This is a genomic window from Streptomyces sp. NPDC088387, assembly GCF_044753385.1.
Lineage (GTDB): Bacteria > Actinomycetota > Actinomycetes > Streptomycetales > Streptomycetaceae > Streptomyces.
In genome coordinates this window covers 293607-314621 of sequence record NZ_JBIVNC010000005.1, presented here as the reverse complement: position 1 = coordinate 314621, position 21015 = coordinate 293607, and the positions used below count along the sequence as shown (strand labels likewise).

18 protein-coding genes are annotated in these 21015 nt (G+C 72.5%); 5 read left to right on the top strand and 13 right to left on the bottom strand.

All coding sequences use genetic code 11. The features are described from left to right. Positions 1-230 precede the first annotated feature (230 nt). Positions 231-596 (bottom strand): NTP pyrophosphohydrolase, encoded by a 366-nt coding sequence (locus ACIQAC_RS16155; RefSeq protein ID WP_402191309.1) that lies wholly within the window; start codon positions 594-596, stop codon positions 231-233. Positions 597-663: 67 nt separating this feature from the next. Here ACIQAC_RS16155 and ACIQAC_RS16150 point away from each other — a divergent pair, with 67 nt between their 5' ends. Further along, positions 664-1692 (top strand): hypothetical protein, encoded by a 1029-nt coding sequence (locus ACIQAC_RS16150; protein ID WP_402191308.1) that lies wholly within the window; start codon positions 664-666, stop codon positions 1690-1692. A 183-nt stretch (positions 1693-1875) separates the two neighbouring features. On the opposite strand, the gene ACIQAC_RS16145 is transcribed toward ACIQAC_RS16150, so the two are convergent. The 5 genes from ACIQAC_RS16145 to ACIQAC_RS16125 form a co-directional block, all read right to left on the bottom strand. Continuing rightward, positions 1876-4005: a 3-hydroxyacyl-CoA dehydrogenase NAD-binding domain-containing protein gene (locus tag ACIQAC_RS16145; protein ID WP_402191306.1), complete on the bottom strand. Its 2130-nt coding sequence runs from the start codon at positions 4003-4005 to the stop codon at positions 1876-1878. Then, entirely contained in the window at positions 4002-5219 is a 1218-nt protein-coding gene (locus tag ACIQAC_RS16140) for a thiolase family protein (RefSeq protein WP_402191305.1), read from the bottom strand. The genes ACIQAC_RS16145 and ACIQAC_RS16140 overlap by 4 nt, the downstream gene beginning before the upstream one ends. Positions 5220-5357: 138 nt before the next feature. Next, positions 5358-6647 (bottom strand): ribonuclease D, encoded by a 1290-nt coding sequence (locus tag ACIQAC_RS16135; protein ID WP_402191303.1) that lies wholly within the window; start codon positions 6645-6647, stop codon positions 5358-5360. Between the two features lie 256 nt (positions 6648-6903). Then, on the bottom strand, positions 6904-7566 hold the full coding sequence (locus tag ACIQAC_RS16130) for a LuxR C-terminal-related transcriptional regulator (RefSeq protein WP_402191300.1): 663 nt from the start codon (positions 7564-7566) through the stop codon (positions 6904-6906). Between the two features lie 342 nt (positions 7567-7908). Beyond that, on the bottom strand, positions 7909-8589 hold the full coding sequence (locus ACIQAC_RS16125) for a DUF3000 domain-containing protein (RefSeq protein ID WP_402191297.1): 681 nt from the start codon (positions 8587-8589) through the stop codon (positions 7909-7911). Between the two features lie 106 nt (positions 8590-8695). On the opposite strand from ACIQAC_RS16125, the gene hemE reads away from it, so the two are divergent. Further along, positions 8696-9763: a uroporphyrinogen decarboxylase gene (hemE, locus tag ACIQAC_RS16120; protein ID WP_402191295.1), complete on the top strand. Its 1068-nt coding sequence runs from the start codon at positions 8696-8698 to the stop codon at positions 9761-9763. 1 nt (position 9764) lies between these two features. Here the strand turns inward: hemE and ACIQAC_RS16115 are convergent, their stop codons facing one another. Further along, positions 9765-10589, bottom strand: coding sequence for a rhomboid family intramembrane serine protease (locus tag ACIQAC_RS16115; protein WP_402191294.1), 825 nt, complete (start codon positions 10587-10589; stop codon positions 9765-9767). 124 nt (positions 10590-10713) lie between these two features. Between ACIQAC_RS16115 and ACIQAC_RS16110 the strand changes: the two genes are divergently transcribed. Next, the gene (locus ACIQAC_RS16110) at positions 10714-11031 is read left to right on the top strand and encodes a hypothetical protein (RefSeq protein WP_402191292.1); all 318 of its coding nucleotides are present in this window, start codon (positions 10714-10716) and stop codon (positions 11029-11031) included. 144 nt (positions 11032-11175) lie between these two features. Here ACIQAC_RS16110 and ACIQAC_RS16105 read toward each other — a convergent pair whose 3' ends face one another. Together ACIQAC_RS16105 and ACIQAC_RS16100 are read right to left on the bottom strand one after the other, a co-directional pair. Beyond that, positions 11176-12573: an FAD-dependent oxidoreductase gene (locus tag ACIQAC_RS16105; protein ID WP_402191289.1), complete on the bottom strand. Its 1398-nt coding sequence runs from the start codon at positions 12571-12573 to the stop codon at positions 11176-11178. Positions 12574-12623: 50 nt separating this feature from the next. Then, complete coding sequence (locus tag ACIQAC_RS16100) at positions 12624-13622, bottom strand: DUF4349 domain-containing protein (protein ID WP_402191287.1); 999 nt, start codon at positions 13620-13622, stop codon at positions 12624-12626. 170 nt (positions 13623-13792) lie between these two features. Here ACIQAC_RS16100 and hemG point away from each other — a divergent pair, with 170 nt between their 5' ends. Next, positions 13793-15247, top strand: a complete 1455-nt coding sequence (gene hemG, locus ACIQAC_RS16095; RefSeq protein WP_402191285.1) for a protoporphyrinogen oxidase — start codon at positions 13793-13795, stop codon at positions 15245-15247. A 4-nt stretch (positions 15248-15251) separates the two neighbouring features. After that, positions 15252-15980, top strand: a complete 729-nt coding sequence (gene hemQ / locus ACIQAC_RS16090) for a hydrogen peroxide-dependent heme synthase (RefSeq protein ID WP_402191284.1) — start codon at positions 15252-15254, stop codon at positions 15978-15980. A gap of 26 nt (positions 15981-16006) precedes the next feature. Here hemQ and ACIQAC_RS16085 read toward each other — a convergent pair whose 3' ends face one another. From ACIQAC_RS16085 to ACIQAC_RS16070, 4 genes are all read right to left on the bottom strand, one after another. Further along, complete coding sequence (locus ACIQAC_RS16085; RefSeq protein WP_402191282.1) at positions 16007-17593, bottom strand: alpha/beta hydrolase; 1587 nt, start codon at positions 17591-17593, stop codon at positions 16007-16009. A gap of 148 nt (positions 17594-17741) precedes the next feature. Next, positions 17742-18536 carry a TIGR04222 domain-containing membrane protein gene (locus tag ACIQAC_RS16080; RefSeq protein WP_402191280.1) on the bottom strand — a complete coding sequence of 265 codons (795 nt, stop codon included), beginning with the start codon at positions 18534-18536 and terminating at the stop codon, positions 17742-17744. A gap of 108 nt (positions 18537-18644) precedes the next feature. Next, positions 18645-19403 carry a DUF4142 domain-containing protein gene (locus ACIQAC_RS16075; protein ID WP_402191279.1) on the bottom strand — a complete coding sequence of 253 codons (759 nt, stop codon included), beginning with the start codon at positions 19401-19403 and terminating at the stop codon, positions 18645-18647. Positions 19404-19493: 90 nt separating this feature from the next. Beyond that, positions 19494-20864 (bottom strand): DUF692 family multinuclear iron-containing protein, encoded by a 1371-nt coding sequence (locus ACIQAC_RS16070; RefSeq protein WP_402191276.1) that lies wholly within the window; start codon positions 20862-20864, stop codon positions 19494-19496. Between the last annotated feature and the right edge of the window lie 151 nt (positions 20865-21015).

The window sequence follows — 21015 nt, the reverse complement described above, 5'->3', positions numbered from 1 at the left end:
GATACGCGCCACTCCTGCCTCCCGTCCACCGGCACCAAAGGGTGCCGGAATCTTCTCAGATCGACGGGCACCTGTAGGACATCATTCGCTCAGCATCTCGCGTCCGCGGCGGCCAGTCACCGGCTCGGTGCCAGAATGTCGCAATCCTGACCGAGACACGGCCAGCATAGGTCGATTGCCGCTACACGGCCTGCGAAACGAAGGCCCACCGCCCCCGTCGGCACCGCCCTCTAACGCCGTACCGTCCGCGGGCCCGTGACCTCCGCGCCCAGCTCCGACACCCGTCGCCGCAGCTCCCGGTCGGCCGTCACCACCAGACACGGCCGGCCCGCCGCCCGCGCCACCAGCTCCACCATGTGGTCGTCACCACTGCCCGGAGCGTCCTCCACCCGCACCCCGGGCACCGATTCCACGCCACGCGCCGCGCCCTCGACCACCAGCACGATCTCCACCGGGTCCGTGCGCCCCGGCAGCCCGTCGGCCGCCAGCCGGTCGCGCAGCCGCTCGGCGGCCCCGCGCCGGTCCCGCCACCAGCCGTCGGGCACCGACCCGACCACGTTCGCGGCGTCCACGATCACCAGCAGCGGGTCACTCATACGGTCAGCGTCGCACGGGGCCGCGTCCGGAACAGCTCCGCCGCCCGATTAGAGTGGTGACGTGTCAATGGTCCGTACAGTGAACGGCGACTGGCTCATACGAGGCCGCGACGGCCGGCTCAGCGTCTATCTGCCCTCCGACGAGGCGGTCCTGTGCCGCGCGGAGAGCGTCCCGGGCGGCGCCTGGGGCCCACCGCGCCGGGTGGGCGGCGAGCAGCGGCTGCACGCGGGTTTCGCGATCGGCCGCGGAGCCAACGGCTACACCCATCTGGCGGCCTGGCGGCCCACCCGAACGGATGAGTCCGGCCTGCTGCACTCCACCCATTTCCGCCCGCTGCTCGCCCCTCTGGACTGGCTCCCGATCGGCCACCCCAACAAGCGCGGCGCCCTCACCGGACCGCCCGCGGTCACCGTCGACGCCGAGGGCCGCGCGTTCGTCTTCGTGCGCAACCGCGGCCTGGGCGTGCACACCACCAACCAGATGATGCGCGGCGGCTGGAACGCCTGGTACGACCTGCGCGGCTCCAAGGTGCACGACCAACTCACTGCGGTCACGGGCGAGTCGGGCTGCGTCGAGGTGTACGCGACCAACCCCGACGGCATCCTGCGCTGGTACCAGGAGGCGCCGGGGAAGCGGGCGGTCGCTGGGGAGCCGCTCAAGGTGTCCGTCGTACCGGGCTCGTTGAGCGCGCAGCCCACGTCGAAGGAGAGCACCACGGTGTTCTTCGCCGACCCGACCGGCATGCTCCACGCCTGGCGCGCCGGCACCGACCCGGTCCCCCTGCTCGCGGCGGCGGGCCCCGGTCCCGTGGCCACCCTGCGCTGCGAGCTCCAGGGCTTCGACTGTACTGTCCTGGCCCAGCGTTCGGCCTCGGGCCGTGTCGCGTTCGCTGCCTACCCCACGGAGAAGGAGTCGGCCGGCCTCTGGTGGACCGAGTCCGGCCCCCAACTCCCGGCAGGCAGCCGCGTCGCCCTCGCGGAGGACGCCGACGGCAGAGTCGTCGCGGCCAGCATCACCCCGGACAACACCCTGAGACTGGCCAGACAAAAACAAGAACCGGGCCTGTCCTTGGCAGCCTGGCAAGAAATCCCGTAGGAGCCCCAGGGACGCGGGGAACCGCGCACGGCTGGTGTATCAACCCGCACGCTTGACCCCGGTGGACCCCACCCACCTCAGGGGCGCGGGGAACTGTGCGACAAGCCCCCGCAACCCGCACCAGCAAACAAAGAACGCCGGCCCCCGCACAACCCACGTGCGGAGAACCGGCGTTCAACCCAGCTAGGCAGGCACGCTGGCGACGCCCGCATCCAGGAACCGCCGCCCAAGCACCCGCTCGGAAACCCCTTCACGATCCAGGTAGGGCGTAATCCCCCCAAGATGGAAAGGCCACCCGGCCCCGGTGATCAGGCACAGATCCACATCCTGCGCCTCAGCCACCACACCCTCGTCGAGCATCAGCCCGATCTCCTGCGCGACGGCGTCCAGCACACGCCCCCGTACCTGCTCCTCCGTCAGCACACTGTCCCCCTGCACGAGCAGCGCGGCGACCTCGGGATCCAGCTCCGGCTTCCCACTGTCGTACACGTAGAACCCGCGCTTACCGGCCTTCACGACGGCCGCGAGGTTCGGCGAGACCGTGAACCGCTCAGGGAACGCCCGGTTCAGCGTCTCGGACACGTGCAGCCCGATCGCGGGCCCGACCAGCTCAAGCAGCACCAGCGGCGACATCGGCAGCCCCAGCGGCTCGACCGCCTTCTCGGCGACGGCGACCGGCGTGCCCTCGTCGATGACGTTCTGGATCTCGCCCATGAAGCGCGTGAGGATACGGTTCACGACGAACGCCGGGGCGTCCTTCACCAGAACCGCCGTCTTCTTCAGCTTCTTGGCGACCGCGAACGCCGTGGCGAGCGAGGCGTCGTCGGTCTGCTCGCCGCGCACGATCTCGAGGAGCGGCAGCACGGCGACCGGGTTGAAGAAGTGGAAGCCCACGACCCGCTCGGGGTTCTTGAGCTTCGAGGCCATCTCGGTGACCGACAGGGACGACGTGTTGGTGGCGAAGATCGCGTGCGCCGGGGCGACGGCCTCGACCTCCGCGAACACCTGCTGCTTGACGCCGATCTCCTCGAACACGGCCTCGATGACGAAGTCCGCGTCCGCGAAGCCCTCGGCCTTGTCCAGGACACCGGTCACCAGCGCCTTGAGCCGGTTGGCCTTGTCCTGGTTGATCCGGCCCTTGCCGAGCAGCTTGTCGATCTCGGCGTGGACGTAGCCCACACCCTTGTCGACGCGCTCCTGGTCGATGTCGGTCAGCACGACCGGCACCTCCAGGCGGCGCAGGAACAGCAGCGCGAGCTGGGAGGCCATCAGACCGGCGCCCACGACGCCGACCTTGGTGACCGGACGCGCCAGCGACTTGTCCGGCGCACCGGCCGGCCGCTTGCCGCGCTTCTGTACGAGGTTGAACGCGTAGATCCCGGCGCGCAGTTCGCCGCCCATGATGAGGTCGGCGAGCGCCACGTCCTCGGCGTCGTAGCCCTGCTGGAGGTCGCCGTTCTTCGCGGCGGCGATGATGTCCAGCGCGCGGTACGCGGCCGGGGCCGCCCCGTGCACCTTGCCGTCGGCGATGAACCGGCCGCGCGCGACGGCCTGGTCCCAGGCCTCACCGCGGTCGACGGCCGGGCGCTCGACGGCGATGTCGCCCTTCAGCACCCGGGCCGTCCAGATCAGCGACTGCTCCAGGAAGTCCGCGCCCTCGAAGAGGGCGTCGGCGATCCCGAGGTCGAAGACCTGCTGACCCTTGAGCTGCTTGTTCTGGTTGAGGCTGTTCTCGATGATCACCGAGACGGCCCGGTCGGCGCCGATCAGGTTCGGCAGCAGCGTGCAGCCGCCCCAGCCGGGGACCAGACCGAGGAAGACCTCGGGAAGCGAGAACGCGGGCAGCGACTTGGAGACCGTGCGGTACGCGCAGTGCAGACCGACCTCGACGCCACCGCCCATCGCGGCGCCGTTGTAGTACGCGAACGTCGGGACCGCGAGGCCCGCGAGGCGCTTGAAGACCTCGTGGCCGCCCTTGCCGATGGCGAGCGCGTCCTTGTGCTCCTTGAGCAGTTCGACGCCCTTGAGGTCGGCGCCGACCGCGAAGATGAACGGCTTGCCGGTGATGCCGACACCGATGATCTCGCCGTCAGCCGCCTCCTTCTCGACCTGGTCGATGGCGGCGTCGAGGTTCGCCAGCGACTGCGGGCCGAAGGTGGTCGGCTTGGTGTGGTCGAAGCCGTTGTCCAGCGTGATCAGGGCGAACCGCCCTGCGCTGTACGGCAGTTCGAGATGGCGGACGTGCGCGGACGTCACGACCTCGTCGGGGAACAGCTCGGCCGCACCCTTCAACAGTTCAGCGGTGGTGCTCACTTGTCCCCCTCGAAGTGCGGGTTCTCCCAGACGACGGTCGCGCCCATGCCGAAGCCGACGCACATGGTGGTCAGGCCGTAGCGGACCTGCGGCTGCTCCTCGAACTGCCGGGCCAGCTGGGTCATCAGCCGGACCCCGGAGGAGGCCAGCGGGTGACCGAAGGCGATGGCGCCGCCGTACTGGTTGACGCGCGGGTCGTCGTCGGCGATGCCGTAGTGCTCCAGGAAGGCCAGCACCTGGACGGCGAAGGCCTCGTTGATCTCGAACAGGCCGATGTCGTCGATGGTGAGACCCGCCTGCGCGAGGGCCTTCTCCGTGGCGGGGATCGGGCCGTAGCCCATGACCTCCGGCTCGACACCCGCGAACGAGTACGCCACCAGGCGCATCCGCACCGGCAGGCCGTGCTCGCGGGCGAAGTCCTCGCTCGCGATGATCGACGCGGTGGCGCCGTCGTTCAGACCGGCCGCGTTGCCCGCGGTGACCCGGCCGTGCACACGGAACGGCGTCTTGAGACCCGCGAGGTTCTCCAGCGTCGTCCCCGGGCGCATCGGCTCGTCGGCCGTGACCAGGCCCCAACCGGTCTCGCCCACCTCGGCGTTGGTGTTGCGCACCGAGATCGGCACCAGGTCCTGCTGGATCTTGCCGTTGGCGTACGCCTTCGCGGCCTTCTCCTGCGAGCGCACGGCGAACTCGTCCGCGCGCTGCTTGGTGATGCCCGGGTAGCGGTCGTGCAGGTTCTCGGCGGTCATGCCCATGAACAGGGCGGACTCGTCGACCAGCTTCTCGCTGACGAGCCGCGGGTTCGGGTCCACGCCCTCGCCCATCGGGTGGCGGCCCATGTGCTCGACACCGCCGGCGATGACGGCGTCGTAGGCGCCGAAGGCGATGGAGCCCGCGGTGGTGGTGACGGCGGTCAGCGCACCCGCACACATACGGTCGATGGAGTAGCCCGGGACGGACTGCGGCAGACCGGCGAGGATGCCCGCGGTCCGCCCCAGCGTCAGCCCCTGGTCGCCGATCTGCGTGGTCGCGGCGATGGCGACCTCGTCGATCTTCGCGGGGTCGAGACCGGGGTTGCGGCGCAGCAGCTCCCGGATCGCCTTCACAACGAGGTCGTCGGCCCGGGTCTCGTGGTAGATGCCCTTCGGGCCCGCCTTGCCGAACGGGGTACGGACGCCGTCGACGAAGACGACGTCCCTGACGGTACGAGGCACGATGGCTCTCCTCCAGGGTGCGGGACGCTGAGCGCTTGCTCACGCCCATGCTACTTATGAGTAACGTAGCTGCACAGTCCTGTCGGGTCGAGCGGTGAAGGTCACACGGAACCCGGCCGCGTGACCTCCGGACGTGGCCTAGGGAGCCTTGGCCGAAAGTGCACTCACCAGGACCGGCGTGATCAGCTCGATCTGCCAGGGCCGGGCCCCGTGTCCGGCGAGCGCCTCGGCGACGCCCTGCTCGTCGGCGGGCGCCGGCGGTTCCCAGCAGACGCGGCGCACGGTGTCCGGCGTCATCAGGTTCTCCTGCGGCATGTTGAGCTCCTCGGCCAGCGCGGAGACGCCCGTGCGGGCCGCGGACAACCGGGCCGCGGCGGCGGGATCCTTGTCGGCCCAGGCGCGCGGCGGGGGCGGACCGGTCACCGGCTGGCCCGGCTGCGGCAGCTGCGGCTCCGGCAGCGCTCTGGCCCGGTCGACGGCCGCCTGCCACTGCTCCAGCTGACGCCGCCCCATCCGCTGGCCGAAGCCGGTCAGCGCGGAGAGCGCGTGCGCGTTGACGGGGAGCGCGAGCGCCGCCTCCACGATCGCCGTGTCGGAGAGCACCTTGCCCGGCGAGATGTCCCGGCGCTGCGCGATCCGGTCCCGGGTCTGCCACATCTCCCGCACCACGGCCAGCTGCCGCCTGCGGCGCACCTTGTGCATCCCCGACGTACGGCGCCAGGGGTCCTTGCGCGGCTCCGGCGGCGGCGCGGTGGCGATCGCGTCGAACTCCTGCGTGGCCCACTCCAGCTTGCCCTGCCGGTCCAGCTCCTTCTCCAGCGCGTCGCGCAGGTCGACCAGCAGCTCGACGTCCAGCGCCGCGTAGCGCAGCCAGGGTTCGGGCAGCGGGCGGGTCGACCAGTCGACCGCGGAGTGCCCCTTCTCCAGCACAAAGCCGAGGACGCCCTCGACCATCGCGCCGAGCCCCACCCGGGGGAACCCGGCGAGCCGTCCCGCCAGCTCGGTGTCGAAGAGCCGGCTCGGCACCATGCCTATCTCCCGCAGACACGGCAGGTCCTGGGTGGCGGCGTGCAGCACCCACTCGACGCCGGACAGGGCCTCGCCCAGAGCGGACAGGTCGGGACAGGCCACGGGATCGATCAGTGCGGTGCCGGCGCCCGCGCGGCGCAGCTGCACCAGATACGCGCGCTGGCCGTAGCGGTAGCCGGAGGCGCGCTCGGCGTCGACGGCGACGGGGCCGGAGCCGGCGGCGAAGGCCGCGACGACCTCGGCGAGGGACGCGGCGTCGGCGATCACGGGCGGAATGCCCTCACGCGGTTCGAGCAGCGGTGTCGGCGCCCCAGGTGCAGTAGATCCGCCATCGTCCGGAGGGGCGCCCCCGGTGGTTCGCAGTGAACTGTCTGCTGCGGTGTCTTGGGCGTCGGTCACATGTCAAGGGTATCCGTGTGTGGACAGCGCCCGCCGACGGAACGTTCCGTCGACGGGCGCGTGAGGGTCGTAAACCAGTCAGGTCGGTGAAAGTCCGGGTTCACGACGGTCGGGGGACGGGAGACGGTCGGAGGACGGGAGCGGGATCAGCGGCCGATCCGATTCACGTCCGTGAACGACCAGGGTGGGGCGGGGGCGGGGACGAGAAGAGGGGAGAAAGGGGAGAAAGGGGAGAGGGGACGGGGGAGGAAGGGGATCAGTGGATGATTCCGGTGCGCAGGGCCACCGCGACCATTCCGGCGCGGTCACCGGTGCCCAGCTTGCGGGCGATCCGGGCGAGGTGGCTCTTGACGGTGAGGGCGGACAGGCCCATCGAGACGCCGATCGCCTTGTTCGACTGGCCTTCCGCGACCAGTCGCAGCACCTCGACCTCGCGGCCGGAGAGCTCGCGGTAGCCGCCCGGGTGGCTCGGGGCGCCCGGGGGGCGGCGGTGCAGTCGGGCGGCGTTGGCGCCGATGGGGGCGGCGCCGGGCCGGGTGGGGAGCCCGACGTTGGTACGGGTGCCGGTGACGACATAGCCCTTCACGCCGCCCGCGAGGGCGTTGCGCACCGCACCGATGTCGTCGGCGGCGGAGAGGGCGAGCCCGTTGGGCCAGCCCGCGGCGCGGGTCTCCGACAGGAGCGTGAGGCCGGAGCCGTCCGGCAGGTGGACGTCCGCGACGCAGATGTCACGGGGGTTGCCGATGCGAGGACGAGCCTCCGCGACGGACGAGGCCTCGATCACGTCGCGCACACCGAGGGCCCACAGATGGCGGGTGACGGTGGAGCGGACGCGGGGATCGGCCACGACCACCATCGCGGTCGGCTTGTTCGGGCGGTAGGCGACCAGGCTTGCGGGCTGCTCAAGGAGAACGGACACCAGGCCTCCTGGGGTGCGGGACGGGGCCGGCTCGTGGGGATGAAGCCGGTACGAACCGTGCTTTCAAGGTCACAGTCGTCTTCGGCACCAAACCCGTCCGCCTTTAGAGAATGATCACGATCCAGTGAGTAACAATCCGTGCAATTCGGACACGCGGTCGATCGTCCGAAGATCGAATCGGATCGGTCGGGGCCGATTGAGTGGCGCAAAGTGGCCGAATCGACAAAGAGATGACCTCCGGGTGACGTCCCGGCATGGGAAAGGGGCTTGTGCCGGAAGCCTCCCGGCACAAGCCCCTCTGTCCGCTGTTCCTCGTCCCCCGCTGTGTGTCCGTCGTGCGGGTCAGCGCGACTGCTGGGGTCCCCTCCGCTGCGGCAGCGTCACCACCGACGCGTCGCCGGGACCGGCCGGCGGCAGCCCCGCGACCTGGGCCAGCAGATCGGACCAGGCCGTCAGATGGGCCGCCGTGTCCGGCGCGCCGCCCAGCCCCTCGCGGGGCGTCCAGGACGCGCGGATCTCGATCTGCGAGGTCGCCGGGCGCGCGGAGAGCCCGCCGAAGTAGTGCGACCCGGCCCGGGTGACCGTGCCGCTCGCCTCCCCGTACGTCAGCCCGCGGGCCGACAGCGCGCCGGTCAGCCAGGACCAGCACACGTCCGGCAGCAGCGGATCGACCGCCATCTCCGGCTCCAGCTCCGCCCGTACCAGCGTCACCAGACGGAACGATCCGCGCCAGGCGTCGTGCCCGGCCGGATCGTGCAGCAGCACCAGCCGCCCGTCCGCGAGATCCTGGTCGCCGTCGACGACCGTGGCCTCCAGCGCGTACGCGAACGGCGCCAGCCGTTTCGGGGCCGGCACCGGCTCGATCTCGACCTGTGGCCGCAGCCGCGTCGCGCGCAACGCGTCGACCGCGGCCCGGAAGGGCAGCGGCACCGTTCCCTCCGTAGGCAGTGAGCCCTCCTCGGTGTCCTTCGGTTCGTCCATTCCGCCAGCGCCGTCCGACAGTCGTCCCTGAGCCGCAGCCATGCGGGGAAGATTAAGCGGAACGGGCGCCGAGCGCAGGGTAGACACCCCGCCTCTTGGCACCGGCCTCACCGCCGGACCCGCATGGGCGCCGTGCGAAACTTTCCCCGTGAGTGCCAACGGAAGCCCCTCGGGCCAGCAGCCGACAGCCACCTACGACTCCGCCTTCCTCAAGGCGTGCAGGCGCGAACCGGTACCGCACACGCCGGTGTGGTTCATGCGCCAGGCCGGCCGCTCCCTGCCCGAGTACCGCAAGGTGCGCGAGGGCATTCCCATGCTGGAGTCGTGCATGCGGCCCGAGCTGGTCACCGAGATCACGCTCCAGCCCGTGCGCAGGCACAACGTCGACGCGGCGATCTACTTCAGCGACATCGTCGTACCGCTCAAGGCCATCGGGATCGACCTCGACATCAAGCCCGGTGTCGGCCCGGTCGTCGAGCGCCCGATCCGCTCCCGCGCGGACCTCGACCAGCTGCGCGACCTGACGCCCGAGGACGTCTCCTACGTCACCGAGGCGATCGGCCTGCTCACGGCCGAGCTCGGCGCGACCCCGCTCATCGGCTTCGCGGGCGCCCCGTTCACCCTCGCGAGCTACCTCGTGGAGGGCGGCCCGTCGCGCACGTACGAGAACGCCAAGGCGATCATGTACGGCGACCCGCAGCTGTGGGCCGACCTGCTGGACCGGCTCGCGGACATCACCGCCGCCTTCCTGAAGGTGCAGATCGAGGCCGGCGCGAGCGCCGTACAGCTCTTCGACTCCTGGGCCGGAGCCCTCGCCCCGGCCGACTACCGCCGCTCGGTCATGCCCGCCTCGGCGAAGGTGTTCCGCGCGGTCGAGTCCTACGGTGTCCCGCGCATCCACTTCGGCGTCGGCACCGGCGAGCTGCTCGGCCTGATGGGCGAGGCCGGCGCGGACGTCGTCGGCGTCGACTGGCGGGTGCCGCTGGACGAGGCCGCCCGCCGGGTCGGCCCCGGCAAGGCGCTCCAGGGCAACATCGACCCGACCGTGCTCTTCGCCGGGCAGCAGGCCGTCGAGACCAAGGCGGCCGAGGTCCTGGACACGGCGGCCGGCCTGGAGGGCCATGTCTTCAACCTCGGTCACGGCGTGATGCCGAGCACCGACCCGGACGCGCTGACCCGCCTCGTCGAGTACGTCCACACGCGCACGGCCCGCTGACTCACCACCGCTGCCTCGGCCGCGCGCTTCTGCCGAACAGCAGTCCGCGCGGCTCCGGCGGGGGCGGTGTGCCGCGCCGCAGCGGCCAGGCGATCAGCAGCCCGACGAGGAAGCCGGCGATGTGCGCCGTGTAGGCCACGGTGCCCGCGGCGGAGACGCCCTCGCCCGCGGAGTACACGGCCTGGAGCACAAACCAGAAGCCCAGCACGATCCAGGCCGGCAGCCGCAGCGGCAGGAAGATCAGGAACGGCACCAGCACCCACACCCTGGCCTTCGGATACAGCACCAGATAGGCGCCGAGCACACCCGCGATGGCGCCGGACGCGCCGATCAGGGGCGCGGCGGAGTCCGGGTCGAGGAGCGCGTAGCCGTAGGTCGCCGCGTAGCCGCAGACGGCGTAGAAGAGGGCGTAGGGGAGGTGGCCCATGCGGTCCTCGACGTTGTTGCCGAAGATCAGCAGGAACAGCATGTTGCCCAGCAGGTGCAGCCAGCCGCCGTGCAGGAACATCGCGGTCAGCACGCTCAGTTCGGGCGACTTGTCGTAGCCGGGCGGGCCGACCACACAGCCGGGGCCCTGGGCGCCCATGCCGGTGGCGCCCGTCGGGACCACCTGGGGCAGCCGGTGGTGGATCAGTTCCTGCGGCACGGCCGCGTAGTGGTCCAGGAAGGCCTGGAGATGGCACAGCTGTGCGAGGCTGCTGTCGCCGGTCACCGAGCCCGCTATGCCGGGCATCGTCAGGAAGACGGCGATGTTCGCGGCGATCAGGGCGTACGTCACCCACGGGGTGCGGCGCACGGGGTTCACGTCATGGACGGGGATGACCACGAGGAAGTCTTGCCCCCGATGCGCTCGCCGAACCGGTGAACACGGCCGCCTTGCCACCCGTATGAGATGCGGACCGGCCGCGGCCCGGTGAGGCGCGTCGCGGGACGAGGTGAGGATTCAGGCGATGAACGACCGAGTTGCTCCTCCGATGCAGGCCACCCCCGACGGCGAGGCCCAGCTCGCCCTGGTGGTCCACCTTCCCTGGGAGGACGTCGCCCGACTGGGCCAGGAGGCCGGCCGGCTGGCGGCCCAGCTGCAACGCCCGGTGACCCTGGACGAGGCGGTCAGCAACAGGCTCCGCTCGGTGGCCCCCGGTGCGCACGCCAAGCCCCCCACGCCCCAGCCCGCCACCACACCCCCACCAGCCTCCGTCTCCGCCCTCCCTTCCCGCCCGGCAGACCAGGCAAGGCAGGCCATAGACAGAATCAACGGCTCCGCGTAACACCCCCAGGGGCGCGGGGAACTGCGCGAAGACCACCCACGACCTGCACACGGCAAAGACCGGTGGGCCCCCGACCGACAGGGGCGCGGGGAACTGCGCGACCAGCCACGTACAACCCGCGCCCGGCAGCCGACCGAACCACCCCTAAGAGGACGCCCGCACCTTCGCCACCGCCTTGCGCGCAGCAACAAGCACCGGATCCCACACGGGAGAGAACGGCGGCGCATACCCCAGATCCAGCGCCGTCATCGCCTCCACCGTCATCCCCGCCGTAAGGGCGACGGCCGCCACGTCCACCCGCTTCCCCGCGCCTTCCCGCCCCACGATCTGCACACCCAGCAGCCGCCCGGTACGCCGCTCGGCGAGCATCTTCACGGTCATCACCGAGGCCCCCGGGTAGTACCCGGCCCGGCTCGTCGACTCGACGACGACCGTCTCGAACCGCAGCCCCGCGCGCAGCGCGTCCTTCTCCCGCAGCCCCGTCCGCGCGATCTCCAGGTCGCACACCTTGCTCACCGCGGTCCCCACGACACCGGGAAACGTGGCGTATCCGCCACCGACGTTCGCCCCGATGACCTGCCCGTGCTTGTTGGCGTGCGTGCCGAGCGGAATGTGCCGCTCCTGACCGGAGATCAGGTCGAGGACCTCGACACAGTCACCGCCGGCCCAGATGTTCTCGTGCCCGCGCACCCGCATCGCGAGATCGGTCAGCAGCCCGCCGTGCTTGCCGAGCGGCAGCCCCGCCGCCCGCGCGAGGGCGGTCTCGGGACGTACGCCGATCCCCAGGACGACGACGTCCGCCGGGTACTCGGCGTCCTCCGTGGCCACCGCGCGGACCCGCCCGTCGTCCCCGGTGAGGACCTTGGTGACCGCGGCGTCGTTGACCATCGTGATACCGAGGTCCTCCATGGCCCGGTGCACGAGCCGGCCCATGTCCGGGTCGAGCGTCGCCATCGGCTCGGAGCCGCGATTGACGACCGTCACCTCGTAGCCCCGGTTGATGAGCGCCTCGGCCATCTCCACGCCGATGTACCCGGCGCCGACGACCACCGCGCGGCGGCCCGTCGTCGCCGCGAGCGAGTCGAGCAGCGCCTGCCCGTCGTCGAGGGTCTGCACCCCGTGCACCCCGGGCGCGTCGGCGCCGGGCATGTCGGGCCGGATCGGGCGCGCCCCGGTGGCGATGACGAGTTTGTCGTACGACGTCCAGGACTCGGCGCCGGAATCCACGTCCCGCGCGCGTACCCGCCCGCCCGCCACGTCGATCTCCGTGACCTCGGTGCGCATCCGCAGGTCGATGCCCCGCGCGCGGTGCTCCTCCGGCGTACGGGCGACCAGGTCGTCCCGCTCGGCCACGTCGCCGCCGACCCAGTACGGGATGCCGCACGCCGAGTACGAGGAGAAGTGGCCGCGTTCGAACGCGACGATCTCCAGCTCGTCCGGGCCCTTCTCCCGACGGGCCTGTGACGCCGCAGACATCCCCGCGGCGTCACCGCCGATGACGACCAGTCGCTCCCGCGCGTCCCGCGTACGGCTCATGCTCATACGACCACGCTACGGGCACCCGCCACGCGGATCCCGCTCGCCCCGGTCCGTCAGCCCTCGCGCCCGCCGGACTCGTCGTCGCCGTCGGCCTCCCGCGCGGGCCGCGTCTGCGCCAGCGGGCCCAGGGCGGTCATCACGGGCGCCGGCTCCGCGCGGCGCGGCAGCCGCGGCCGTACCAGACGCAGCCAGACCAGGAGGAGCAGCGCCGCCGCCACGAGGAACGGCAGTACCGCGCCGACCGCGACGAGGATCCAGCGCAGCATGCCGACGAACGCGTCCCAGCCGCCCGACAGGGCGTCACCGAAGCCCGGGTCGTCGTCCTTGGCGTCCTCGTCGACCGGCGACTCGGAGAGCGTCAGGTTGATCGTCGCCAGGCTGGTGCGGTCCTCCAGGGAGGACTGCTGCGCGAGCAGCGCCTCCAGGTCGGCCTGACGCCTGCTCAGCTCGCCCTCCAGGGTGACCACGTCACTGAGCCGCTCCGCGCGGTCCATGAGTTCCCGGATCCGCGTCACACTCGCGCGCTGGGACTGGATACGGCTCTCGACGTCCACCACCTGGTCGGTGACGTCCTGCGCCTTCGTGGAGCGTTCGAGCAGCTTGCCGGAGCCGACACCCTCCAGGTCGTCGACGACCTTCTCGTAACGCTCGACGGGGACGCGCAGCGCGACCTCGGTGTACTCGGCGTCGTCCTCGTCGCGTGTTGTGGTCTCCTCGCCGATGTAGCCGCCCGCGCCCTCCACGGCGGTGCGGGCCTCGCGCAGCGTCTTCGGCACGTCCTCGACCTGCACGGTCAGGGACGCCGTACGGATGATGTGGCTGGTCGGCGCCTTCGGCGCGCTCGGTGCCCGGCTCGGCTGCGCGGCGCTCTTCTCGTCGGCGCCGCCGCCCGCGCCGGCCCCCGAGTCCGCCTGCGCGGCGCCCTCGGACAGCGCTTCGCCGCCGCTGTCGTCGCCGCCGCCCGCGGTGCACCCGGTGAGCGCGAGCGCGCCGGCCAGCAGCAGGCCGGCCAGCAACCGGACCGGGCGTCCTGGGTTTTGTCGTGTGCGCATGTGGCCTGCCCCCGATGTTGTGACGATGTGACGCTCCTTCGACGGCGGCCGGGGCCGGGACGTTTGGCGGCCGTGGTCCCGATGCGGTCACGGTCGGGACTCGGGGCGGGTACGGGGTGTGCGACACGGGTCCCGGCCGGACTGTCGGTGGGGTCTGCGAAAGTGGGGTCATGAGCGCAGCGGACACGGGCACCAGGCAGGTCGTCGTCATCGGGGCCGGGATCGCCGGACTGGCCGCCGCGCACCGGCTGCTCGGGCGCGGTGCCGCGGTGACCGTCCTGGAGGCGTCCGGCAGAGTCGGCGGCAAGCTGCTGCCCGGCCTGATCGCCGGGGTGCGTGTCGACCTCGGCGCCGAGTCGATGCTCGCGCGCCGCCCCGAAGCCGTCGCCCTCGCGCGCGAAGTGGGCCTCGCCGACCGGCTCCGGGCACCCGCGACGGCGTCCGCGTCGCTGTGGAACCGCGGCACGCTGCACCCCATGCCCAAGGGCCACTTGATGGGTGTGCCCGGCACGGCCGCCGCCCTGTCCGGGGTGCTCTCCGAGGAGGGCCTCCGCCGTGTCGACGAGGACGAGACGCTGCCGCGCACCGAGGTCGGCGACGACGTGGCGGTGGGCGAGTTCGTCGCCCGGCGCCTGGGCCGCGAGGTCGTCGACCGGCTGGTGGAGCCCCTGCTGGGCGGGGTCTACGCGGGCGACGCGTACCGCATCTCGATGCGCTCGGCCGTCCCCCAGCTGTTCCAGGCCGCCAAGGCGCACCACTCACTGACGCGGGCGGTCCGCGAGATCCAGGCGCGGACCGCCCGCGCGGCGTCGGCCGGGCCGGTGTTCATGGGCATCGAGGGCGGCGTCGGCACCCTGCCGCTCGCCGTCGCCGAGTCGGTGCGCGCGCGGGGCGGCGAGATCGTCACCGGGGCGGCCGTCACGGAGCTGCGACGCGAGGTCAACGACCGCTGGCGGATCGTGGCCGGCGAGCGGGTGCTGCACGCCGACGCCGTCGTCGTCGCCCTGCCCGCGCCCGCCGCCGCCCGGCTGCTGCGCGCCGAGGCCCCGGCCGCCGCCACCGAGCTGTCGGCCGTCGAGTACGCGTCGATGGCCCTGGTCACCCTCGCCTACCGGCGGGCCGACGTCCGGCTCCCCGAGGGCAGCGGATTCCTGGTCCCGCCGGTCGACGGTCACACGATCAAGGCGTCGACGTTCGCCTCCCAGAAGTGGGGCTGGATCGCCGACGAGGACCCCGACCTGCTCGTCCTGCGCACCTCCGTGGGGCGGTACGGCGAGACGGAGATCCTCCGGCGCCCGGACGACGGCCTCGTCGACGTCTCCCGGCACGACCTGCGCGAGGCCGTCGGCCTGACCGCCACCCCGGTCGAGACCCGCGTCACCCGCTGGCAGGACGGCCTGCCGCAGTACCCGGTCGGCCACCACGCGCGCGTGGCCCGCATCCGTGAACACGTGGGCAGGGTGCCGGGCCTCGCCGTCTGCGGCGCGCTCTACGACGGCGTCGGCATCCCGGCCTGCGTCGCGAGCGCGTACGCGGCCGTGGACCAGCTCGGCGGCGACCTCACCGCCGTACGGGAGCTGACGGCGGCCCCGGTGCAGAGCCTGCACGGCGGAGCGGGAGAATAGCCGCATGAGTGACGACGCCGCCCCCACCACCGACCGGGTCCCGAACAAGGGCAAGCTGGCCAAGGACCTCAACGAGGTCATCCGCTACACCCTCTGGTCCGTCTTCCGGCTGAAGGACGTGCTGCCCGAGGACCGCGCCGGGTTCGCCGACGAGGTCCAGGAGCTGTTCGACCAGCTCGCCGCCAAGGACATCACCGTCCGCGGTACCTACGACGTCTCCGGTCTGCGCGCCGACGCCGACCTGATGATCTGGTGGCACGCCGAGACCGCCGACCAGCTCCAGGAGGCGTACAACCTCTTCCGCCGCACGAAGCTCGGCCGCGCGCTGGAGCCGGTGTGGTCGAACATGGCGCTGCACCGCCCCGCCGAGTTCAACCGCTCGCACATCCCCGCGTTCCTCGCCGACGAGACGCCCCGCGACTACATCAGCGTCTACCCGTTCGTGCGCTCCTACGACTGGTACCTGCTGCCCGACGAGGACCGCCGCCGGATGCTCGCGGACCACGGCAAGATGGCCCGCGGCTACCCGGACGTGCGCGCCAACACGGTCGCCTCGTTCTCCCTCGGCGACTACGAGTGGATCCTCGCCTTCGAGGCCGACGAGCTGTACCGGATCGTCGACCTCATGCGCCACCTGCGCGCCTCGGAGGCCCGGCTGCACGTCCGCGAGGAGGTCCCGTTCTACACGGGCCGCCGCAAGTCCGTCGCGGACCTGGTCGCCGGACTGGCCTGACCCGGCGGGGGTAGGCCGGACACGGCCTACGGCTCCTGGTGCGGCTTCGGTTCGAGGTGCGGTGCGCACGCGGCGCGCCGCACCGGCACCCGGCCCTCCAGCAGATACGCGTCCACGTGCCCGTTGACGCACTGGTTCGGCCCGCCCGCCACCCCGTGGCTGCCCGCGTCCCGCTCCGTCACCAGCACCGAGCCCGACAGCCGGCGGTGCAGCTCCAGGGCCCCCTCGTAGGGCGCGGCGGCGTCGCGTTCGGCGGCCACGATCAGGGTCGGCGGCAGCTCACCCGGCCCCGTGCGCACGTCCAGCGGCTTCTGCCGGGCCACCGGCCAGTAGGCGCACGGCAGGTTCATCCACACGTTGTCCCAGGTCTCGAAGGGCGCCACGCGCGCGAGCCGGGTGTTGTCACGGTCCCAGACCCTGAAGTCCGTCGGCCAGGACGCGTCGTTGCACTCGACGGCCGTGTAGACGGCGCTCGCGTTCTCGGCCTCCGCGGCGGCCTCCTGGACCGGCGCCGCGATGTCGATCAGCGGCTGCGGGTCGCCCTTGAGGTAGGCGGACAGGGCGTGCGCGCGGTGCGGCCAGTAGTCGTCGTAGTACCCGGCGTCCAGGAACACCCCCTGCAACTGCCCGGGACCGACCTTCCCGCCCGCGGGTTCCGCCGCGAGCCGCGCCCGCGCCCTGTCGTAACTGCTCTGCACGGCGGCCTCGGTGGTGCCGAGTCCGTACTCCTTGTGGTGCCGGGCGATCCAGTCGCGGAAGTCGTCCCAGCGGCCCTCGAACGCGGCCGACTGGGCGAGGTTGTTGCGGTACCAGACCTGCGCCGGGTCGGGGTTGACCGCCGAGTCGAACACCATCCGCCGTACGTGCGAGGGGAAGAGGGTGGCGTACAGGGCGCCGAAGTAGGTGCCGTACGACGACCCCATGAAGGTAAGTTTCTCCTCGCCGAGCGCGGCGCGGACCACGTCGAGGTCGCGGGCGTTGTTCAGCGAGTGGTAGTGCCGCAGGGCGCTGCCCGAACGCTCGGCGCACCCGCGCGCGATCGCCTTGGCCCGCGCGACGCGCTCCTGCTTGTACGCCTCGGAGGGATGCGTCGGCGACGGCGAGGGGCCCTTGAAGTACCCCTTGGGGTCCTGGCAGGACAGCGGCGCCGAGCGGCCGACGCCCCGCGGGTCGTAGCCGACGAGGTCGTACGCGGCGGCGATCCGCTTCCACTCGGGGAGCAGGCCGACGAGCGGGAAGAACCGGCCGGAGCCGCCGGGGCCGCCCGGGTTGTAGACGAGCGCGCCCTGGCGCGGCACCCTGCGTTTGCTGTTGCCGGGGTCCTTGTGGGTGGCCCTGACCCGGCTGACGTCCAGCTCGATCTGCTTGCCGGTGGGGTGGGCGTAGTCGAGCGGGACGCTGACGGTGCCGCACTCCATGGTGCCCGGCATGTCCTGCGCGTCCGCGCAGGCGCCGAAGGTGACACCGGCCGTGCGGGCGCGCTCGGCGGCGATCCGGGTGCCGCGCGGCTCGGCCGCGCTGTCCGCGACGCGGGGGGCGCTGCCGGCCGGGGTGGCGGTGAGGGTGGTCAGCAGCAAGGTTCCGGCGGCCGAGTAGAGGGCGGCGGCTCGCATAGGAGGTTTCCCTTCGGTGCACGGAGGCGACGAAAGGGATGTTTCGTTCGGTTTTTCGGTAAGGCAAGCACCGCACGCCGGTGTCGCCCGCCAATGCACCGATGCGCCCCCTCGGGGCGAGCTCTCCCCGGCACCGGCTGAGGACGCGTCAGCCGGTCTGCCTGCGGTACCGGTCGAGGTACTGCTCGCGATGCGCGAAGGCCGCCCGCAGATCCGGTTCACCAACCGCGCGGATCCCGCGTACGGCGACCGAGGTGAGGTAGGCCCGGTCGTCGCCGGGGCCGCCAGTGTGGCGGGCCATGGCGCCGATCAGCCGCTGGCCGGCGGGTGAGGCCCAGCGGGAGTACGGGTGGACCTCGATCCGCGCGAGCGCCAGACAGCTCAGGCTGAGCGTCAGCGGCAGCGCGAACCACAGGGCCACCAGATGCCGCGGCAGATCCGGCGGGGCGGGCATCAGCAGCGCGGTCGCGCCGAGCGCGCAGACGGCGAGGGCGGCGCCCCGCACCTGCCGCACCGCCGACGCCACCGTCGTACCCGCCCCGTCCGGCACCGCGAGCCCCGCCCGCACCAGGCCGTCGGCCAGCCCGCGCACCGGCTCGGCCGAGGCCGCGGCCGTCCGCACCGGCGCTATCGGCGACTGCCCCTCCGGCCCAATCGCCCCGATGACCGTGCGCTCCATCTCGTCGCGCCCGCGCGGATCGACGACCGTCGCCCAGCCGGTGTGCGCGAGCAGCAGCCGGTGCTGCCGGGCCATCGACACCAGGGTCAGCTCGGCGACCCGCGAGGGCCCGCCGGACAGGAACGCCGCCTCGTACAACGTCAGATCGTGTCCCCGGCCGGCGTCCGCGTCCACGGCCGCCGCGCGCGCGGCGGCGAGACACAGCCGCGTGCCCGCGATGCCGGCGACGGCCCAGGCCAGGAGCAGGAGAAGGACCCAGAACATGCCGTGTTTCTATGCCAACGGCCTGGGAAACGCCATGGCTTGTTCACCATCCGGACGGAGCGTTGCGGGGATGTGACGTTCCGCTCCGGCGTGGGGGACGGGTGCGGTTCAGGAACTCCCCTGCGGCGGACGCGGGCTGGACGTCGCCGGGGGCATCGGGTCGCCGTACGAGGGCGTCGCGGGCAGCGGAACGGTGTCGCCGGGACCGGCGGTCGCGCCCGTGTCCGGCGCCGGGGCGGGGTCCTGGCCGAGCGCGCCGTAGTCCACGTACCCCGTGGCCTCCAGGGCCTTGATCTGGTCGAGGAGTACGGGCCCGGCGTCTTCGGCGAGTTCGCGCATCAGCGAGTTGGCGGTGTCCACCCGCACCTGGGCGATCAGCTGGTAGAGCCGGCCCTGCTCCTGCCGCAGGGTGTTGCTGAACGCGCGGTCGTACGCCGTGCCCCGCGCCCTGTCGAGCGCCGAGCGCACCGCCTGGCGCGGCCGGGTCGACTCCGCGGGCAGTTCGAGACCCAGCCGCGTCAGTACGTCGGACACCCGGCCGTTCAGGGTCGTCTCGCTCTCGGCGAGCCGCAGTCCCGCCTGGTGCACGGCGTCGGTGGTGCCCTTCTGCTGCGCCTGGAGACCGGCCTCGGGCTCCCACTGCCCCGCCTTGCGCAGCTCGGTGAGGAGCCGCTGGTCCAGGGCGGACAGCGGGCCGTACCGCGTCGACAGGGTCTGTGCGCTCAGGGTGTCCGCACCGGCGTCCGGGGTCTTCGCGTACATCCACAGCGGGACGAGCAGCGCCGCCAGCGTCACCGCCAGACAGGCGATGACGAGGGTGGTGCCGTTGAGGATGCCTCGGCCCTGGACGGGGGGTCGCGGTCGCAAGGTGCCTCCTGGTGCGGCACCGCACGTCAGTGCGTATCGGGTGTGGGGACTGGCATGCTACTTCGGCCTCGCGCACACCCGATGCCCGTCTCAGCGGCGCATGAGGACCCGGCGGGTGGCCCGCGCCAGCCGGACCGTCGGGCGCGCCGTGCGCGGCGCCGGGCCCGAACGGTCCAGCCACCACTCCCGCAGCTCCCGCCGTGCCCGGCTGTTCGCCGGCTGCCCGGCGAGCAGCAGATGCGAGGCGAAGTCCAGGGCGTCACGGCGGTACCCGCCGGCCATCGGCTGCCCGTGCGCGTACGCCAGAAACGCAGGTCGGTAGCGGTCCCCGAGGATCTCCGGAAGCTCCGGAGCGATCTTCGCGACCACGTCCGCGCGCTTCCCGGCGAGCGCCCGCGCCTGCACCCGCAGCCGGGTCCGGTCGAACCCCTCGGGGGCCGGCGTACCGGCGACCAGCGCGGAGAGCAGGGCCGTCTGGGAGAGGGCGAGCCGCTGACGTGCTGGGCTGTCGGCCGCGCCGGTCTCCTCGGCGGCCGGTGTGGGGGATGTCACGGCCGGGGCAGGCGTGGCCGCGGTCACACGTGTGCGCTCCGCCGCCGTCCCCGCCCGCCCCTCGTACGCCCGCCGCCCCTTCGCCACGGCCTCCCGGACGGTCTCCAGCTCCCGCTCCAGCTCGGCCGGTTCGGGGAAGTTCTCGTCGCGCTCCAGGAGCACCCCGGGCGGGGACACGCGGGAGGCGAGGTCGGTGAGGATGTCGAGGACCGGCCGCGGCACCGGGTGGGCGTGGCTGTCGTGCCAGACGCCGTCGCGCTCGAAGCCGCCCGCGACATGCACGTACGCGATGGCCTCCAGCGGCAGCTCGGCGAGCGCCTTGGCGGGGTCCTCGCCGCTGTTGACGTGGTTGGTGTGGAGGTTGGCGACGTCGATGAGGAGCCGTACGCCGGTGCGGTCGGCGAGTTCGTACAGGAACTGCCCCTCGGTCAGCTCCTCGCCCGGCCAGGACAGCAGCGCGGCGATGTTCTCGACGGCGAGCGGCACGGGCAGCGCGTCCTGGGCGATCCGGATGTTCTCGCAGAGCACGTCGAGCGCGTCCCGGGTGCGCGGCACCGGCAGCAGATGACCGGCCTCCAGACGCGGGGACGCGGTCAGCGGGCCGCCCGCGCGGACGAACGCGATGTGCTCGGTGACCAGCGGCGACCCCAGCGCCTCGGCCCGCTCGGCGAGCGCGGTCAGCCGCCCTGAGTCCGGCCGGTCCGCGCCGCCGAGACCGAGCGAGACACCGTGCGGTACGACCGTCAGGCCGCGGTCGCGCAGCCGCAGCAGGGAGTCGGGGACATGGCCGGGACACACGTTCTCGGCGACGACCTCGACCCAGTCGATGCCCGGCATCCGCTCCACGTCGTCCGCGATCTCCGGCCGCCAGCCGATCCCGGTCCCCAGTGGCTGTGTCGTCGTCCCCATCGTCCCCTCCTCCGCGTGGCCGCGCCCGGACCGCCGTGTGGTTCCCCTCCGGTACCGGCACCTGCCGGTACGGCGTTCCGGTGTGACGGGGGTATGGCCCCGGCGTCCGGCGGCGAACCCTCTCCCCGGCTCGTTCAGAGCAACATTTGAG

Excerpts from the sequence above, each read along its gene's own strand:
- ACIQAC_RS16085 (WP_402191282.1), bottom strand. The coding sequence starts at position 17,593 with ATGCGAGCCGCCGCCCTCTACTCGGCCGCCGGAACCTTGCTGCTGACC.
- ACIQAC_RS16155 (WP_402191309.1), bottom strand. The coding sequence starts at position 596 with ATGAGTGACCCGCTGCTGGTGATCGTGGACGCCGCGAACGTGGTCGGG.
- hemQ (WP_402191284.1), top strand. The coding sequence starts at position 15,252 with ATGAGTGACGACGCCGCCCCCACCACCGACCGGGTCCCGAACAAGGGC.
- ACIQAC_RS16110 (WP_402191292.1), top strand. The coding sequence starts at position 10,714 with ATGAACGACCGAGTTGCTCCTCCGATGCAGGCCACCCCCGACGGCGAG.
- ACIQAC_RS16070 (WP_402191276.1), bottom strand. The coding sequence starts at position 20,864 with ATGGGGACGACGACACAGCCACTGGGGACCGGGATCGGCTGGCGGCCG.
- hemG (WP_402191285.1), top strand. The coding sequence starts at position 13,793 with ATGAGCGCAGCGGACACGGGCACCAGGCAGGTCGTCGTCATCGGGGCC.
- ACIQAC_RS16150 (WP_402191308.1), top strand. The coding sequence starts at position 664 with ATGGTCCGTACAGTGAACGGCGACTGGCTCATACGAGGCCGCGACGGC.
- ACIQAC_RS16080 (WP_402191280.1), bottom strand. The coding sequence starts at position 18,536 with ATGTTCTGGGTCCTTCTCCTGCTCCTGGCCTGGGCCGTCGCCGGCATC.
- ACIQAC_RS16125 (WP_402191297.1), bottom strand. The coding sequence starts at position 8,589 with ATGGCTGCGGCTCAGGGACGACTGTCGGACGGCGCTGGCGGAATGGAC.
- ACIQAC_RS16105 (WP_402191289.1), bottom strand. The coding sequence starts at position 12,573 with ATGAGCATGAGCCGTACGCGGGACGCGCGGGAGCGACTGGTCGTCATC.
- ACIQAC_RS16100 (WP_402191287.1), bottom strand. The coding sequence starts at position 13,622 with ATGCGCACACGACAAAACCCAGGACGCCCGGTCCGGTTGCTGGCCGGC.